The organism is Tenacibaculum agarivorans, from assembly GCF_001936575.1.
Lineage (GTDB): Bacteria > Bacteroidota > Bacteroidia > Flavobacteriales > Flavobacteriaceae > Polaribacter > Polaribacter agarivorans.
Window position 1 is genome coordinate 1 of sequence record NZ_MSMP01000028.1, and the last position, 17,417, is coordinate 17,417.

The window sequence follows — 17,417 nt, forward strand, 5'->3', positions numbered from 1 at the left end:
AGAAGTGACAAAAGTATTTATGCGAATTTATATTCCAAAAATCGTATAAGAGTACTTTTGAGATTAGTGAAATCAAAATATATTTTGGTTGAAGATAGCTTGCCAAGCTAAAAAGTATATCAAGACTATCTAGAAGTTAAAATTCTTATTTTTGATAGCTCTACCTAACTTGATTCAATACAATTTTTCTTCACTTCATTCGAAAAAATCATTCAAATTGGCACGATTTTTTTTATCCAAAATTCACGTTACACATGATTTAACTTTTTTTAACAACAACACTAAAACTCCTTTAAACATTGGGAGTTTTATCATTTTTACCTCCTATTTTTTCGAATTCTACTATGTATTCTTCTTTTTTTTCGTAAGTACTAAATCTAGCTATCGTCTGAATTTGTAATTAAACCTTTTATTAACACTTGAAAACGATTGGCCAGTTGTTTTTTTCTAAAAACTTTTATAATGACAAATTTAAAACGATTCGTCTTACCCCTATTATCAGCAGCTCTTATTACTGCATGTAGTACTGAAGACACTTTACCAGAAAACACAACAAATGATACTGAAATAGCCTCTCGAGGTTTTAAAAACCAAACGTTTAAAGCGTTAAAAGAAGCTTTTTGGTTATTAAAAAGTATAAAAGCCGATGGAGGTATTCCATTTAATGCTAAAAGGCCAGCACTTTCCTTTACTACTGCTCAAAATGTGTTTTTACCTAGTGTTTTAGGAATCGATTATAGAATAGACAGATCAGTTGTACCTGCGGGTCCAACAGTACGACTTCCAATGTTTCAGGGTTGGGAAACTACACCTAACGGACTAAGAAAATGTTACTACATCATTACAGAAGCCTCTAATGAAGCTATGGCAAAAAAATTAGGTGTTATTTTTTCACCTAGAATGGCTGCTTCTATTGGTTCTGGTGGTGAACAACGTGGATATTTTAGAAAAGGAAGATTGATTTTTGAAGGATCTGTAGATTTTTCTCCGAAAAGAACCTTAACTCCTGGTCAACCTGATGGATTATTGGCTGGATTCCCTCCTGCTTCAGTAACTGCTGGTGCCGTTGCTAGTCCTGAATGGTCATCGTATGTAGTATTACCGAGTGGGGTAGTAATTAATGCACAAATGGTTGCTAATGCTACTGGTATTCATGATAGAATTCCTAATCCTGCAGGAAATGGCCCTGAGCAAGAGGATGATTTAAACAATCCTAACTTAGGTATCGGTCAAGCTGCAGTGGTAATGCAACTTTTAGATGGATGGCATGACAATAGAAAATTCTATTTCCATATTGTAACAGATACTTCTGACCCAGGACCTGCTGCTATTGAATTAGGTGTTTTTGCCCCAAGATTAGCAAACTTACCAACATTTGGATTATTCCCAGGAGGGTCTATGTTACCTTTTAGTCCTACAGCTAATGGTAGAACTACAGATACTGATGGATTTGGGGTACAAGGATTAAATACAGCTTCTTTAAGCCCAAGACAGGTACAGGATCCAACTAACACTTTTCCAATAGATCCGTTTGATGTACGATACGCTCCAATGTGGGATGCTCATGTAACTGAATTTACTGTTCCAGAAAATGAGCGCCCAATCTTAAGAAGTTTCGATCAAATTAATGAGTTATTAGCGAATGGGACTTTAGTTCCTTTTAGAGGAAACGTTAATGCAACTCCTTTAGAAAACTCATTATCTGATTTATTAACGGCTACAGGAGCTATTATCAACTGTCCAGTTATTACGCAACCTGAAGATAGTGTAATTGGAACTCAGATTGGATTACCAAGAAATTATTAATTTTTTTTTTAAAACATAGGGTAGGGAATTTTAACACTCAATTGTTTTACTAATGTTAAACACTTTTATTTATTATTCACCCTATAAAAGAGAGGTAGTACTTTACTACTTCTCTTTTTGATTTTATAATAATTTACTAAAACCTACTTCTATACCTATAATAATTATCACTTTATAGCAATAATTTGTACCTTGCACAACAAACATTGTATTAATGACGAATTCTTTTGATTCTTTTCAAAAAAGACGATTACGATCTTCATATGCTTCAGTAGTTATTAGTATTGCTCTTGTTTTATTTATGGTAGGTATACTTGGTTTAGTTTTACTAAAATCTACTAAAGTTGCCAATCATTTTAAACAAGAGGTTGTTATGTCTCTTTTTTTTAAAGACAATGTTACTAAAGATCAAATTGAAACCTTTAGAGAGTCATTATCAGAAAAAGAATATACTCGCTTGTTATATTTTATTTCTAAAGAAGAAGCGGCTAAAATTTACAGTAAAGATCTTGGAGAAGATTTCTTAGAATTTTTAGGAACTAACCCATTAAAAAACGGAATCGATTTATATTTGAATGCTGATTTTGTAACTCCAGAAAAAATGGAGGAACTTAAAACTGAATTTAGTAAAAATGCATTCATAGGTGATGTTTCTTATGATAAACCTTTGGTAGAACAATTGACGAAAAACATTCGGAAAATCAGCTTGTGGTTATTGGTATTAAGTGGATTTTTTGCAGGTGTTTCTGTTATACTTATTAATAGTTCTATCCGTCTTTCTATTTACGCAAAACGTTTTAATATTAAAACTATGCAAATGGTTGGCGCTACTAAAAGTTTTATTAGAAAGCCTTTTATTTGGCAAAGTATACGTCTAGGTTTTATTGGAGCTTTTGTTGCTTTAATAGGACTTGGTCTTATGATATATTATATAGACAAAAACATACCTGCTTTAGAATTAATTAAAGATTATATTTCATTAATTTACTTAGCAACAGGAATATTAGTAGCTTCATTTATCATTTCTTGGATAAGTACGTATTTTGCTACACAACGATTCTTGAATCTACAAACCAACGATTTATATTATTAAACTATGAAGAAAAATAAAAATTCAAATCAACCAGAATTTTTATTCGGTAAAAGAAATTACATGATTATGCTAATTGGTTTAGCTGTAATTGCATTAGGATTTATTCTAATGGCAGGTGGTGGAAGTGATGATCCAAATGTATTTAATCCTGATTTATACAGTTGGAGAAGAATCCGTTTGGCTCCTACCTTAGTTATTATTGGTCTAGGTATTGAAATCTATGCCATTTTAACAAACCCTAATCCTAAAAAATAAGCATGAATATTATAGAAGCTATTATCCTTGGAATTATTCAAGGGTTAACGGAGTTTTTACCTGTTTCTTCAAGTGGCCATTTAGAACTAGCTAAAGCTATTTTAGGAGACAGTTCAGTACCCGAAGAAAGCCTTACATTTACGGTTGTTTTACACTTTGCTACAGCATTAAGTACCTTAGTTATTTTTAGAAAAGAAGTTGCCGAAATTTTTAAAGGCCTGTTTCAATTCAAATGGAATGAACAGTTTGAGTTTTCATTGAAAATTGTAATCTCTATGATTCCAGCTGTAATTGTAGGTTTGTTATTTGAAGAGCAATTGGAAGCTTTTTTTGGTGGTAAAATACTATTTGTTGGTGCTATGCTTTTAATTACTGCTGTATTACTTCTGTTAGCTGATAAAGCAAAACATACAGACAAAAATGTTTCGTTTTCAAATTCTTTGATCATCGGAATATCGCAAGCTATAGCAATGTTACCAGGTATTTCTAGATCTGGCGCTACAATCTCTACTTCTGTTTTGTTAGGCATTGACAGAACCAAAGCGGCTCGTTTTTCATTTTTAATGGTAGTCCCTTTAATTTTTGGAAAAATTGCAAAGGATATTTTAGGTGGTGATATCAATTTCCAATCTTCAGAAATCATACCAATATCCGCAGGTTTTATTGCTGCTTTCGTAGCAGGTTTATTAGCTTGTCAATGGATGATTGCTTTAGTTAAAAAGAGTAAGCTTTCTTATTTTTCTATCTATTGTGCTGTTGTAGGTATAATAGCTATTGGATATTCTTTATTACAATAATTATGAGTACTGTTGAAGATTTTAAAGAAGGAAAGGTTTTATTAATTGACAAACCTTTAGAATGGACCTCATTTCAAGTAGTAAATAAATTGAGATGGCATATTCGTAAACAATTCGACATAAAAAAAATAAAAGTCGGTCATGCTGGCACCTTAGATCCTTTAGCAACAGGATTGTTAATCATATGTACTGGAAAACAAACCAAAAGCATTGAAACCTACCAAGGACAGTTAAAGGAGTACACTGGTACTTTTGTTATCGGCTCAACTACTCCGAGTTACGATTTAGAAACTGAAATTAATGAAACATTTCCTACTGATCATATTACTGAGGAATTAATTCATAACACTACACAACAATTCACTGGTAAAATCCAACAAAAACCGCCTATTTTTTCAGCGATTAAAAAAGACGGAAAACGTTTGTATGAATTGGCTCGCCAAGGAAAAACTACCGAAATACAATCTAGAGAAATTGAAATTTTTGATTTTGAAATTACAAAGATCAATTTACCCAATTTAGAATTCAGAGTAGTATGTAGTAAAGGGACTTATATTCGTTCTCTAGCTCACGATTTTGGTCAAGCTTTACAATCTGGCGCACATTTATCTGTTTTAAGACGTACTAAAATTGGAGACTTTTCAGTAGGTAATGCACAAAGTATCGATGAATTTGTAGAAGCTTTAAATTCTTCTAGCAAATAGTTTAAAATCTATCGAAAAATCATGAAGCAAAAGATATAGAAAAGCAGCTGAAACTACACATATTAAAAATGATACTAGTACAGTTCTTTTTTCATCTCTTTTTGCTTTAACTCTGATACTTTCTTTAATTTTTTCTAATTCTTCTGTATCTACCTCTTTAAATTTAAGATTGGTATTATAATCGCCTGTAATTTCATGCTTCAAATCTCTAAACAGACTTTTCTTTCGTAATAAATTCTTATTGTTATCTAAAATTGGTTGTATACTACCACTTCCTCCCATAGTTTTTTATTTTATTAGATGCAGAAATATAACTTTTGTTACAAAAAAAAGTTCCACTCAGATAGAATGGAACTTTTAAATTGATTTTATGATATGATCTTATTTTTTTACAAATCGTACAGGTTTATATCCTCTAACATATAAAACATACACTCCTTTTGCTAAACTTTCGACAGTTAATTGCTCATTCAATAAAGTACCTGTTACAAGTTCTTTGCCATGAATAGAGTAAATACCATATACACTATATACTGCAGGTATAGGGACATTCAAATACTCTTCTGCTGGATTCGGATATAGCTTAAAGATTTTACTTGTTTCTTCTTCTACACTTAAAACTCCAGCATCATATTCAACAACAGGAGACAGGACTACTTGAGCGGTGCTTTTCTTTATTATACTTTTGTTATATATAATTCTAGAAGATTCTTCGACTATCATTTCTACTTGATATCTACCTGATACGGTTGGCTCATAAGTAGGTTTTGTAGCTCCAGAAATTCTTTCTTTTGTATCTACATTGATCCATTGATATGAAGAAGCTCCTTTAAAACTAACCGCTAATGTTGAGCTGTTTTGAACTATCACTTCATTATTTATCATTATAGTATCTATAGTGATCTCTTGTGAATTGGCTATACAATTATTACTGTCATTGATGGTTACAGTATACACTCCTTCTTCTAAATCATTAATTACGATATTCCCAGTATTATTCGTGAAAAAATTAACTCCATCATAACTATATTCATAAGCTCCTACTCCACCAATAACTTCTATTTCTATTTGTCCACTAGGTTTATCTCCTGTTGAAATAGTATTTAGTACTGTTATAGTTATTGGATTGGGTTCACTTATTGTTATTTGATCAGTAACCTGATTAGATTGATCATCTGTTACTATTACAATATATTCTCCTGAGCTTAAACTTTCAAAGATACTATTACCACCTGATGCTAAAATTGTTCCCGTATTGTCTCTTAACTCATAATTATAGGGTTGCTGCCCTCCAGATACCGCACTATCAATTCTTCCATCAGTTGAACCTGAACATGAAACATCAGTAGCAACTAATGTTACTACTAACTCAGGAACAATAGCAATAGTAGATGAATTCGCTATACATCCATTAGCATCTCTAGATTGAACTGTGTATGAACCTGGTACTAAATTGGTAAAAACATCATTTGTTTGAAAAACACCTCCATTTATACTATATTCATAAGGAGCTGTTCCCCCAGTACTAGTTGCTATAATTTCATTTGAAGTAATTAACGTTGCCGTACTACTTAAGGGTAAAGGTTCTGAAACTGTTATTTCTTGACTGTCTTTTACTCCATTAGCATCTGTAACTTCTACTTTATAATTTCCTGCTGGTAAATTTTCAAAACTACTATTAAAACCAGACGCAAAAATGGTACCTGTATCATCTATTAACTCATAGTTATAAGGTTGCTGTCCTCCCGATACTGCACTATCAATTCTTCCATTAGTTGAACCTGAACATGAAACATCAGTAGCAACTAATGTTACTACTAACTCAGGAACAATAGTAATCGTAGATGAACTTGCTATACAACCATTAGCATCTCTAGATTGAACTGTGTATGAACCTGGTACTAAATTCGTGAAAATATCACTTGATTGAAAAACACTTCCATTTATACTGTATTCATAAGGTGCTGTTCCGCCAGTACTAGTTACCGCGATTTCATCTGAATCAATTAATGCTGTAGTAATGCTTAAGGGGGAAGGCTCTGAGACCGTTATTTCTTGACTGTCTTTTAATCCATTAGCGTCAGTAACTTCTACTTTATAATTTCCTGCTTGTAAATTTTCGAAACTACTATTAAAACCAGATGCAAAAATGGTACCTGTATCATCTATTAACTCATAGTTATAAGGATCATTTCCTCCTGATACTGTACTATCAATTCTTCCATCACTTGAACCTGAACATGAAACATCAGTAGCAACTAGTGTTACTACTAATTCAGGAACAATAGTAATAGTAGATGAACTTGCTATACAACCATTAGCATCTCTGACTTGAATTGTGTATGAACCTGGTACTAAATTGGTAAAAACATCATTTGTTTGAAAAACACCTCCATTTATACTGTATTCATAAGGTGCTGTTCCACCAGTACTAGTTACCGCGATTTCATCTGAAGCAATTAATGCCGTAGTAATGCTTAAGGGGGAAGGTTCTGAGACCTTTATTTCTTGACTCTCTTTTACTCCATTAGCATCAGTAACTTCTAATTTATAGTTTCCTGCTTGTAAATTTTCAAAACTATTATTAAAACCTGACGCAAAAATGGTACCTGTATCATTATCGAATAATTCATACGTATAAGGTTGGTTTCCTCCTGATACTGCACTATCAATTCTTCCATCACTTGAACCTGAACATGAAACATCGGTAGCAACTAATGTTAATACCAGCTCAGGAACAACAGTAATCATAGATGATTCTGCTACACACCCATTAGCATCTCTTGATTGAACTGTATATGAACCTGGTACTAAATTCGTAAAAATATCACTTGTTTGAAAAACACCTCCATTTATACTATATTCATAAGGAGCTATTCCTCCTGTACTGGTTACTATAATTTCATTTGAAGTAATTAACGCTGCTGTAGTACTTAAAGGTAAAGGTTCTGAAACTATTATTTCTTGACTGTCTTTTAATCCATTAACATCAGTAACTTCTACTTTATAGTTTCCTGCTTGTAAATTTTCAAAACTATTATTAAAACCTGACGCAAAAATGGTACCTGTATCATTATCGAATAATTCATATGTATAAGGATCATTTCCTCCTGATACTGCACTATCAATTCTTCCATCACTTGAACCTGAACATGAAACATCGGTAGCGGTTAATGTAATGCTAAGTGTTGAAGATTGTGAAGCAAAGCTCTTGATTTCTGTTCTTGTATAACCACTAAGTATTATTTGTGAAAAGCTAACATGGAACGTCAACGTAATACAAAGTACTAACCATAATCTTATTTTGAATTTCATATTTCTATTTTTTTGAATGCTTGTAACAAATTAATTACTCAATTAAGACAAACAAAATTAGAAATATAGAAGTCCTGCAACTACCCTATATTCAGTGAAAATAAGTATTTTACTGACACAAGACACTAGTAGAAACGATCTCCTAAACACGTATTACCCATCTTTAGAATATAATTATGTATTTCGACTGTCGAGAAGTAGCTCGGTTAGTTCTCGATACATTTCTTACTACGTTAACACTTCGTAAAAAATACTAGAACTGATATACACGAAAAAATTAATCATTATTTGTATTAATCCTTTTTCTAAAATACCAAGAGATAATTTTTTGTTATAAAAAAAAGTTCCACTCTTGTAGAATGGAACTTTTAAATGATTATATAATTTAATTTCTATTTTTTCATAAATCGTATAGGCTTATATCCTTCTACATACAGAACGTACACTCCTTTTGCTAAACTTTCAACTATTAATCTCTCATGAATTAAACTACCCGTTAAAACTTCTTTACCATGAATAGAATAGATAGTATACTCTTTATTTAAGATGTCTAACGGTATATTTAAATACTCATCAGCTGGATTAGGATATAGCTTAAAGATTTTTTCTGTTTCTTCTTCTACACTTAAAACACCAGCATCATATTCAATAACTGGAGATAACACTACTTGAGTATTATTCTTTCTAATTACAGTTTTATTAGATACTGTTGTAGACGATCCTCCTAATATCATTTCTACCTGATATCTACCTGACTTCGTTGGCTTATAGGTAGGTTTAGTAGCTCCTGCTATTCTAACATCATTATCTACATCAATCCATTGATATGCATTAGCATTTTTAAATAAGGCTTCTAAAATATTAGCAATTTGTTCAACTGTATTTTCAATTTCAATCTTATCAATAGTAACTGTTAATGAATTAGATAAACATCCATTATCATCTTGTACAATTACTGTATATGAACCATCAGCTAAATCTAAAAAGCGATTAGACCTCTTAAATGGTCCGTTATTTATACTGTATTTGTATTTTGGAGTCCCGCCTTCTGCTCCTATTTTTATTCTTCCACTTGGGTGTTTCCCTGTAGCTCGTATATCTATTGAATTGATAAATAATGATTCAGGTTCTTTAATTTCAACAGTTGTTGTTGCAATACATCCTGCAGTATCTAAAACAGTAATACTATAATTACCTGGAGCTAAATCTGTAAATGTATTTTCTGTTTGGAATTTTCCAAGCTGAGAACTAATTTCATATACTAATGAACCTGTTCCTCCAATAGCATTTACCGTAACTATCCCATCATTTGAGCCATTACAACTCACATTTGTAGTTATTGTAGTGATTTCAATTGCTTCAGGCTCCTCTAATACAGCGTTTAAAATTACTTGTCCTCCTGCATTATCTCTAACTATAACATTATAATTTCCTGCTTCTACATTAGAAAATACACCTGAAGTATTTTCCATCACTACTAGACCTGTATTTCTATCATCTAAAAGATATCTGTAAGGAGGAGTTCCCCCAGTTGCAATCATCTCAATTATTCCGTTTGCTTTTCCATTACATGTAATATTATTGATAACCACGCTAGCTTCTAAATCCGGTTTTGGATTTATAGTAACCACAGCTGGAGAAGATATACATCCGTTAGCATCCTTTGCAATAACACTATATGTTCCTGAAGCTAAACTGTTAAATACATTATCAGTTGTAAAACTATTTCCTCCATCAATACTATACTGATAAGGAGGGATTCCTCCAGTTGCAGTAACAATAAAAGAGTCTACTGCAATAAAATCTGTAGTTAGCGCTACAGGAGCTGGCTCGTTAACAACAAATGAATTTAATGCTTCAAATCCATTACTATCTGTAACTTTAACAGTATAATGACCAGGAGCTAGATTTGTAAAAGAGTTATCTGAACTTGTATGTATAACATTAACGCCAGTATTATCTAATAATGTATAGCTATAAGGAGGAGTTCCTCCGTTTACAAGAACTTCAACAGCCCCATCATTTGAACTTGAACAAGTAATTGGAAAAATAGTAAAGCTTACATCTAGATTAGAACTCGGATTTACCGTTATAGTAACCGTAGCTGTATCACAATAATTCGAGTTTTCATAGTCTGCACAAATTGAATACGTAAAACTATCTACTCCCACAAAGTTTGCATCTGGAATGTACGTTACTATATCATCAGCAATATCTGCTGTACCAGAGTCATTAATAGTCAACTGACCATTTGCAGGGTTAGTATACGTTACTGAACTTTCTGTAGAAATAACATCATTGGCTAGCACATCAATGTCAATAGTTGCATTCTCATCAACTGTAAAGACATCATCATTAGCAAAAGGAGTTGGATCCGCTATTGTAACAATTTCAGAAGTAATACAACCATTAGCATCTTGCACTAAGATATCGTATGTTCCTGGAGCTAATATTTCAGTAAATGTATCACCTCCAATCATTGTTTCATTAGTGCTATTTATCATATAATTATATGGTGGAAGTCCACCTGTAATTGTACCTGTTATTCTATCTCTATCAGAAGTAATAAATAATGCTAGAGGTTGATCTTCAGATATAACAACTGCACTTAATGTTGACTCGCATCCATTAGCATCTCTAACTGACAAATCATATACTCCCGCTTCTAAATTCCCTTTAATTAAATCTGAAGTAAACGTTCCATTAATCCCATACTCATATGGTGGAGTTCCTCCAGTAGGTTGACCGAAGATTATTTCTCCTTTTTGAAAACAATTGACTGATTGCGTTACAGAAGCAGTGTATTGTATTGGTGCAGGCTCAACAATATCAAATGTAACTACTACTTCTTGTCCTGCGCTATCTACAACTTTTGCTATATAATTTCCAGCAGTTAATCCTGCAAATACGTAACTATTATCAACATTATTGTCTTTAACAATAACAGTACCTATTGGATCTGTTAATTCATAACTATAAGGCGGTGTACCTCCTGTCACTGCTATTGTTACCGTTCCATCATTTAAGCCAAAACAATTTATCGGTGTAGTTACAAATGTAGTAGCTAAAGTAGCGTTTAAATTTACTTCTGTTGATGTAAATACACATCCATTAGCATCTCTTATTGTTACTATATATGTTCCTGAAGCTAATCCTGAGAAAATATTGCTAGTGCTAAATGTAAGTCCTCCATCTATACTGTATTCATATGGAGCTGTTCCTCCTATACCTGTGGCCAAAATAGAATCACTATTAAAAACATCTGCAGTAACAAACAATGGTGAAGACGGGCCATCAACTACAAAATTATTTGTTCTTATTGTACAGAATGGAAATTCATTTTGCGTAATTTCAGCATAATAACTCCCTGCACTTACATCTGTAATGGTAGTTGGTGTATTGCCAACTCCTTCTCCAAAGACACCTCCACTACCTGTATCAGTATTAAATAATGTATACCCATATGAACCTGTATAAGGAGTACTTGCATTAATAGTGAGTTCTACACTACCATTACTATCTCCAAGACAAATTACTGGTGATGCTACAATAACATCAGCTATATAATCAACAATTGGTTGTACTTCATAGTTAACACTTTTTTCACAACCCGTATATTGACTTTCAACAGTTATTGTATAGGTACCTACTGGTAAATAATCGGTATTCCTTACACTTGTATCTCTACTAACTCCTGTTATAGTTTCAATAAGATTTCCTGAACTATCTTTAATGTGAACGTCAGCAACAGTAGTTGGATCATTAGATGCATATTCTATGAAAATAAATTCACCATTATTAATACAGTTTAAAGCCTCAACTTGAGAAACTGTTACAGATTCGAACTCCTCGGCTTTGTTTACAATTATATTATAATACGTAGAAGTACATAATGTTGCACTATTTCTCACATATACATCATAAGAACCTTCATTAGCTATCGAAAAAATATTTGATACTTGATAGTCAGAAGCCACTGGAATAACTCCACTCTGAGCTACAGCATACTCATAACCTGCAGGAACATTACTTACAATTATACTTCCTTCAATATTACATACCTTATCCACAACTGCTATTGCTGCATTAACTTCTTGTCTTATAATATTGAAATAATGAACCGTTTGACAACCCCCTTCACTTTCAATAACTAATCTATACTGTCCTTCTTCTGAAAAATTTCTAGTTGGACTATTTGCATTCGTTGCTACATCAACCCAAGTTCCATTTACATCAGGACAACTATTATCAGGTTGTGGATTAGAAGATGTTTGTAATTGTTGCCAAGTTACTATTGATGGTGAAACTATACCTGTTGCTATATTTCTTGAACCTGTAACACCACAAACATACATTTCATACAATATTAAATTAGGGTCATTAGGGCATGTTGAGATGCTATCAGCAAGGTTTACTAAAGGATTTAATCCTGAAGTAGACGATGTAGTTACATTAAATGTTTCGTCTAATGCAATACATGCTGCTGAAGTTCCTGTTGTATTAACTTTTGAAACTGTATATTTCCCTACAGAAGTTACTACTAGACTTTGTGTAGTTCCTAATACAGCTCCTGAACTGTCTCTCCACTCGTACGATCCAAAACCTGAACCAGCAGTTAATGTAACAGAAGCTCCACACAACTCCACATTTTGTTCAATATTACAAGAAGAAATATCTATTAAAAAATAGGTAGGACCTTCAATTCCAATATTACAAGCATCAATACCTGAAAAACTAGATTGGTCAACTATTTGGATACCACTATTTATTCCTGTATAATCTATTGACGCTGCAGTACTAGCAGAGCTAGCACAAGCATCTGTAAAGTTAGTACAATCACTATCTACTTGTGTATGATAGCGAATACTATGAACAGCTCCAGTTTCTTGAACTAAAGTATCATCAACCGTAAAAGTTAATGCTCCTCTAAAATCATTAGCTATTGCAGGTGGATCATAACTAGATAATGATACTCCTACTGGTAACACTATATCCGAAGTAATTAGATTTACATTTTTTGGTAGTTCATCTGTAATAACAGTATTAGTAGCATCATCAGAACCTATATTTTGAAAACTCAAGTTATACCACACATCACTTCCAAGTCCAACTGCTGCTCCTGCTAAATCATTACCTGAGTTATCATCTATTGTTTTTACCAATTGAATCTCTGAAGTAGAAACCTCAACAGAAATAGCATTTAAAAAAGCCCAGTATACATCGCCACTAGTGGTAAATCGAGCATTTATTGATGTTTGATTATTTGAGATTACAGTATTTCCTGGATTATTAATTTCAAATAAATCAATATCAAACCCTAATGTATTTTCACTATCAGGATTTCTATTTGTTACATAATTATCATATTGAGTAATACTTCCATTAAAAAAATTTGTGCTAGTATTGGTGGTAGGTGTACTAATATCTACATAATTTCCAGATGTATTTTTAATTTGAAAAGCATCTCCTTGAATGTAAGTATCACCTTCTAAAGCAGCCGTTAAAAACTGAGCTCTTACTGGTCCAGAAGGCACAGTCATAAATCCGTCAAAAGTAACATCAGTTGCATTAGCACCATCTATAGTAGAAAAACCATCAAAAACAGAAATACTTTTGGTTGATTCTATACTATTTTCATAAATAACAACCATTGTCCATCCTGCTGCACCACCTAAACCATAATTAATATCTAAACCTGTAGTAGCTCTAATATTTCCAGCAAAATAATCTCCATTAGGATTCGATAAGTTATTTACCATAGTGGTAATATCCTTATAACATAAATAAGGACGTTGTGTTGCTATTCCAGCATCATATATTACTTCATCACTAGTAATATCTTGATAACTCTCACCAGGCAATTTAAACTTAATATTTCTGTAATCACCAGATCTAGCTCCTTCTGTTTCCCAAGTATCAAATGGATAAACTGCTGTCCAATACAATCCTGCATAGACAACTTTAGAACAAGATGGTAAATTTAATTGTGATTTTGATGATGAAAAAGTTTCAGAACTTCCTGATATTCCTTCTATATCATCAATATCTATATAATCCATAAACAAATTACCATTATTGGCTACAGAGGCATTAACAACTGTACCTCCAAAAAAAGATGGTAAAAACAAATCGGAATCATAGGGTACATTTGGATTCTCATTTCCAGTAAAAATAGAAAATGAACCATTTGGATTTTGTTTAGCAAGATCTCCTGTTTTCTGAGTATCTCGATTTAAAATATTATTTCCAATAAAGGTAATATCACCTCTAAGCGTAACTCCTCCAGCTTGTAGTCTTTGGGTAAAAGGTACGTCTTGGGCAAATAAATACGTTAATGAAAAAATAAAAAATAGGGTAGAGAGTAGTGTTTTTCTCATAGTTAATTTTTTAAGGTTAATTTTTTTTAGCAATGCAAATTTAAAATATTATCCTTAACAATCAACTTTTTAATTCATTATATCATATTAATAAATTGTAAATGATATTTATAAACTACTACAAAAATCTATTATACCAGCTTTCAGTAATTGGCACTTCCCAAAAATGTTCTAAATCATACTTAGTTTGCACCAAATTATCAAACACAATGGTTTTAGCATTTACCGATTTACTTTTGATCATCTTTTTAAATGCTGCAACTTCCTTATATTGAATAAATTCACCTTGTTTAAAGCAGACATTCATTTTATCTAGAAGTTCTATTTCATAAGCTGTTTGTAATTCTAAAATAAAAGCAACCTGACGATCTAAGTCTTGATTAGTAATTTCTACATTTTCTTCCGCAGAAAAAATAATAAATCTATTATACAATAATTGATATGAGACAGCATCCTCTGCATTTTCTTTCCACTCTATTATAAAAGCTTCTAACTTTTCCTTTAAAGGTTCTATTTCTTGAGGATAAAACTTTCTGCTCGATGGATAAATCCAAACTTTTGCCTCTTCTGATAATTTTTCAAAATCTACAATCATAGGTTGCAAATATAAATAAAGGCACTAGATATATGTACCTAGCGCCTTTCTAAATATTGGGTTTACGATATATTTTATAATAATGCTACAATATCTTCCTGTACATTACTTCCTTTGTTTTTATTATACCAAACTTGTAGATCTTCCTTTACTTTAGCATCTACAACTCCATTTGCTTCCTTATAATCTGCTATCATTTTAGTAGCAAATGAAGGTCGAGGTCCCCAAGTAAATAGAACATCATTGTTCTCATCTACAGCAATCAATTTAGGTATAGATCTTCCTCCATTAGTAAGAAAATTATCCATTAATTCTAAATTCTCATCTCTCAACACTACTTGTAAATCTATATTTGAGTTTTCTTGAGCCATTTTATTTAGCACAGGAATATTATGAGCTGCATCCCCACACCAACCTTCAGTTAATACAATCCATTTTTGAGGTTTTTCAACTGCTTTAATTTTCTCTACAACTTCCTCTTGCAATTTAGATGTTTTATCTAAACGCTTCATTCTTCTATCATTCAGAAAACTATATTTATATAATGCTTCTGACTGATGCTCTCCTGTTGATTTATTTTTTGTTAATAAATCTGAAACTAAAGTTCTATATTCTGAATAAGTTATTGCTTTTTTAAGACTATTTTCTATTACTGCTTTCATACTATTTAATCAATTTACACTGATTATGACGAAAAAGAATTTAACAACTTACAAAACCTTTACAACCTCATTATTTTCTGATTGAATATTCTTCAACATTTCTTTGGTCATCGTTTTTAAATCAAAAGAATGATTCCAATTCCAATCTAATCTAGCATTTGAATCATCTATAATTTGAGGCCAACTATCGGCTATTTCTTGCCTAAAATCAGGTGCATAAGAAATTGTGAAATCAGGAATATGTTTCTTTATTTCTTCTGCTATTTCTGAAGGAGTAAAACTTATTGCTCCCAAATTATATGAGGTTCGCACTTTGATTTTATCCTCCTCTGCTTGCATTAATTGAATAGTTGCATCAATAGCATCTTCCATAAACATCATAGGCAAACGTGTATCTTCTTTTAAGAAACAAGTATAATTTCCTTCTTCCTTGGCTTTGAAATAGATATCTACAGCGTAATCTGTGGTTCCTCCTCCTGGTTTTGTTTTCCAGCTGATAATTCCAGGATATCGTAAACTTCTAACATCTACACCGTATTTGTTATGATAATAATTGCACCAGTGTTCACCCGCAATTTTGCTTATACCATATACCGTAGAAGGTTCCATTATAGTTTGTTGTGGTGTATCTACTTTAGGAGAAGTAGCTCCAAACACAGCTATTGAACTTGGCCAATATACTCTTTGTATATATTTTTCTTTAGCTAGATCTAAAACGATAAGAAGTGATTGCATATTTAAATCCCAAGCTTTAGATGGCATTTTTTCTGAAGTAGCAGAAAGCATCGCCGCCATAAGATAAATTTGAGTCACACCATATTTTTCAACAACTTCAACTATCCTACCTCTATCCATTGCATTAATAATTTCAAAAGGCCCGGAATGTACTAATTCTTCACTTCCTTCTCTAATATCAGAAGCTATCACATTCTCATTCCCATACACTTCACGCAACTTTAAGGTAAGTTCCGTTCCAATCTGCCCACTAGCTCCTAGAATTAAAATCTTATCACTCATTTATAAAAAATTTATTTTACCCGCTCTACAAAGGTAGTAAATTCACAAATTCATAAAATATTTTTGTTATTTTTTAACTATCATCAAAACAAAGCTTTAAAAAACTGATTTATAAGCTTTACCTTTTGTTTAAGAAAACAAGAGTTTAAAAAATGTATTTTTACCAAAATTTTATTGGTAATGATTAAGTCTATCCATATATTTTTAATTCTAGGAGTTTTACTATGTTCAAGCTGTAAAAAACAACAAAAAAAGCTTGAAGAAGTAACTATAAAATCTGATATGAGTACAGCTACTTCTCATAAAAAAGTAGCTGAACTTTCCAATTTAGCCAAACAAAATGTGGGAGATTGGCAAGAATACAATGACGTTAAAGAGTTTTTATCTCGTTTTAACTCTATTACTCCAAATGAAGCTTTACAAACTTCTAATGAATTAAAAGATCTTGCTCAATACTTAAGTGATAGCTTAAAAATTGACGCCTTAAAAACTGATGCTTTAAAAGCCCGTTCTAATGTATTTAGAAATGAGGTGTTACGTTTGTATGACATGTCTCATATACCAGCAATTAAAGCACAAGAAGTAAACCAACAAATTGATAAGGTTTTACTCATTTTTAGTAGCTACACTATAAAAATAAATACTATATATAGTAAAGAGGAATTTGACAAGGAAATTAACCTAGATGATTTTTTTAAATTAGAGGAAAAACAGCCAGATAACTCTCAAAAAAAGCTACCCAAACCTCTCGAATTACAATAATTAACGAGTAAGTTAGTGTTAAAAAACACTCTCC

12 protein-coding genes are annotated in these 17,417 nt (G+C 32.0%); 6 read left to right on the top strand and 6 right to left on the bottom strand.

Features of this window, described 5'->3' with window-relative positions; genetic code table 11:
- Positions 1 to 462 precede the first annotated feature (462 nt).
- From BVC87_RS17615 to truB, 5 genes are all read left to right on the top strand, one after another.
- Positions 463 to 1,806 (top strand): hypothetical protein, encoded by a 1,344-nt coding sequence (locus BVC87_RS17615; protein ID WP_234974694.1) that lies wholly within the window; start codon positions 463 to 465, stop codon positions 1,804 to 1,806.
- A gap of 214 nt (positions 1,807 to 2,020) precedes the next feature.
- A complete protein-coding gene (locus tag BVC87_RS17620) occupies positions 2,021 to 2,899 on the top strand; it encodes a cell division protein FtsX (RefSeq protein ID WP_075343725.1) in 879 nt (292 codons plus the stop codon).
- A gap of 3 nt (positions 2,900 to 2,902) precedes the next feature.
- Entirely contained in the window at positions 2,903 to 3,154 is a 252-nt protein-coding gene (locus BVC87_RS17625) for a DUF3098 domain-containing protein (RefSeq protein ID WP_075343726.1), read from the top strand.
- A 2-nt stretch (positions 3,155 to 3,156) separates the two neighbouring features.
- Positions 3,157 to 3,951: an undecaprenyl-diphosphate phosphatase gene (locus BVC87_RS17630; RefSeq protein WP_075343727.1), complete on the top strand. Its 795-nt coding sequence runs from the start codon at positions 3,157 to 3,159 to the stop codon at positions 3,949 to 3,951.
- 2 nt (positions 3,952 to 3,953) lie between these two features.
- Positions 3,954 to 4,655, top strand: coding sequence for a tRNA pseudouridine(55) synthase TruB (gene truB, locus BVC87_RS17635; protein WP_075343728.1), 702 nt, complete (start codon positions 3,954 to 3,956; stop codon positions 4,653 to 4,655).
- Here truB and BVC87_RS17640 read toward each other — a convergent pair.
- The 6 genes from BVC87_RS17640 to BVC87_RS17665 all read right to left on the bottom strand — a co-directional run bounded on the left by BVC87_RS17640 (position 4,635) and on the right by BVC87_RS17665 (position 16,621).
- Entirely contained in the window at positions 4,635 to 4,937 is a 303-nt protein-coding gene (locus BVC87_RS17640; protein WP_075343729.1) for a hypothetical protein, read from the bottom strand. The two genes, truB and BVC87_RS17640, sit on opposite strands and share 21 nt — an antisense overlap.
- Before the next feature lie 99 nt (positions 4,938 to 5,036).
- Entirely contained in the window at positions 5,037 to 7,970 is a 2,934-nt protein-coding gene (locus BVC87_RS17645) for a SprB repeat-containing protein (RefSeq protein WP_075343730.1), read from the bottom strand.
- Positions 7,971 to 8,362: 392 nt separating this feature from the next.
- Positions 8,363 to 14,347 carry an Ig-like domain-containing protein gene (locus tag BVC87_RS17650; RefSeq protein ID WP_075343731.1) on the bottom strand — a complete coding sequence of 1,995 codons (5,985 nt, stop codon included), beginning with the start codon at positions 14,345 to 14,347 and terminating at the stop codon, positions 8,363 to 8,365.
- Between the two features lie 118 nt (positions 14,348 to 14,465).
- Positions 14,466 to 14,942, bottom strand: a complete 477-nt coding sequence (locus BVC87_RS17655) for an ABC transporter ATPase (RefSeq protein ID WP_075343732.1) — start codon at positions 14,940 to 14,942, stop codon at positions 14,466 to 14,468.
- 74 nt (positions 14,943 to 15,016) lie between these two features.
- The gene (locus BVC87_RS17660) at positions 15,017 to 15,604 is read right to left on the bottom strand and encodes a thioredoxin family protein (protein ID WP_075343733.1); all 588 of its coding nucleotides are present in this window, start codon (positions 15,602 to 15,604) and stop codon (positions 15,017 to 15,019) included.
- Positions 15,605 to 15,652: 48 nt separating this feature from the next.
- Positions 15,653 to 16,621: an NAD-dependent epimerase/dehydratase family protein gene (locus tag BVC87_RS17665; RefSeq protein ID WP_075343734.1), complete on the bottom strand. Its 969-nt coding sequence runs from the start codon at positions 16,619 to 16,621 to the stop codon at positions 15,653 to 15,655.
- Between the two features lie 180 nt (positions 16,622 to 16,801).
- Between BVC87_RS17665 and BVC87_RS17670 the strand changes: the two genes are divergently transcribed.
- Positions 16,802 to 17,383 carry a hypothetical protein gene (locus tag BVC87_RS17670; RefSeq protein WP_075343735.1) on the top strand — a complete coding sequence of 194 codons (582 nt, stop codon included), beginning with the start codon at positions 16,802 to 16,804 and terminating at the stop codon, positions 17,381 to 17,383.
- Positions 17,384 to 17,417: the final 34 nt, after the last annotated feature.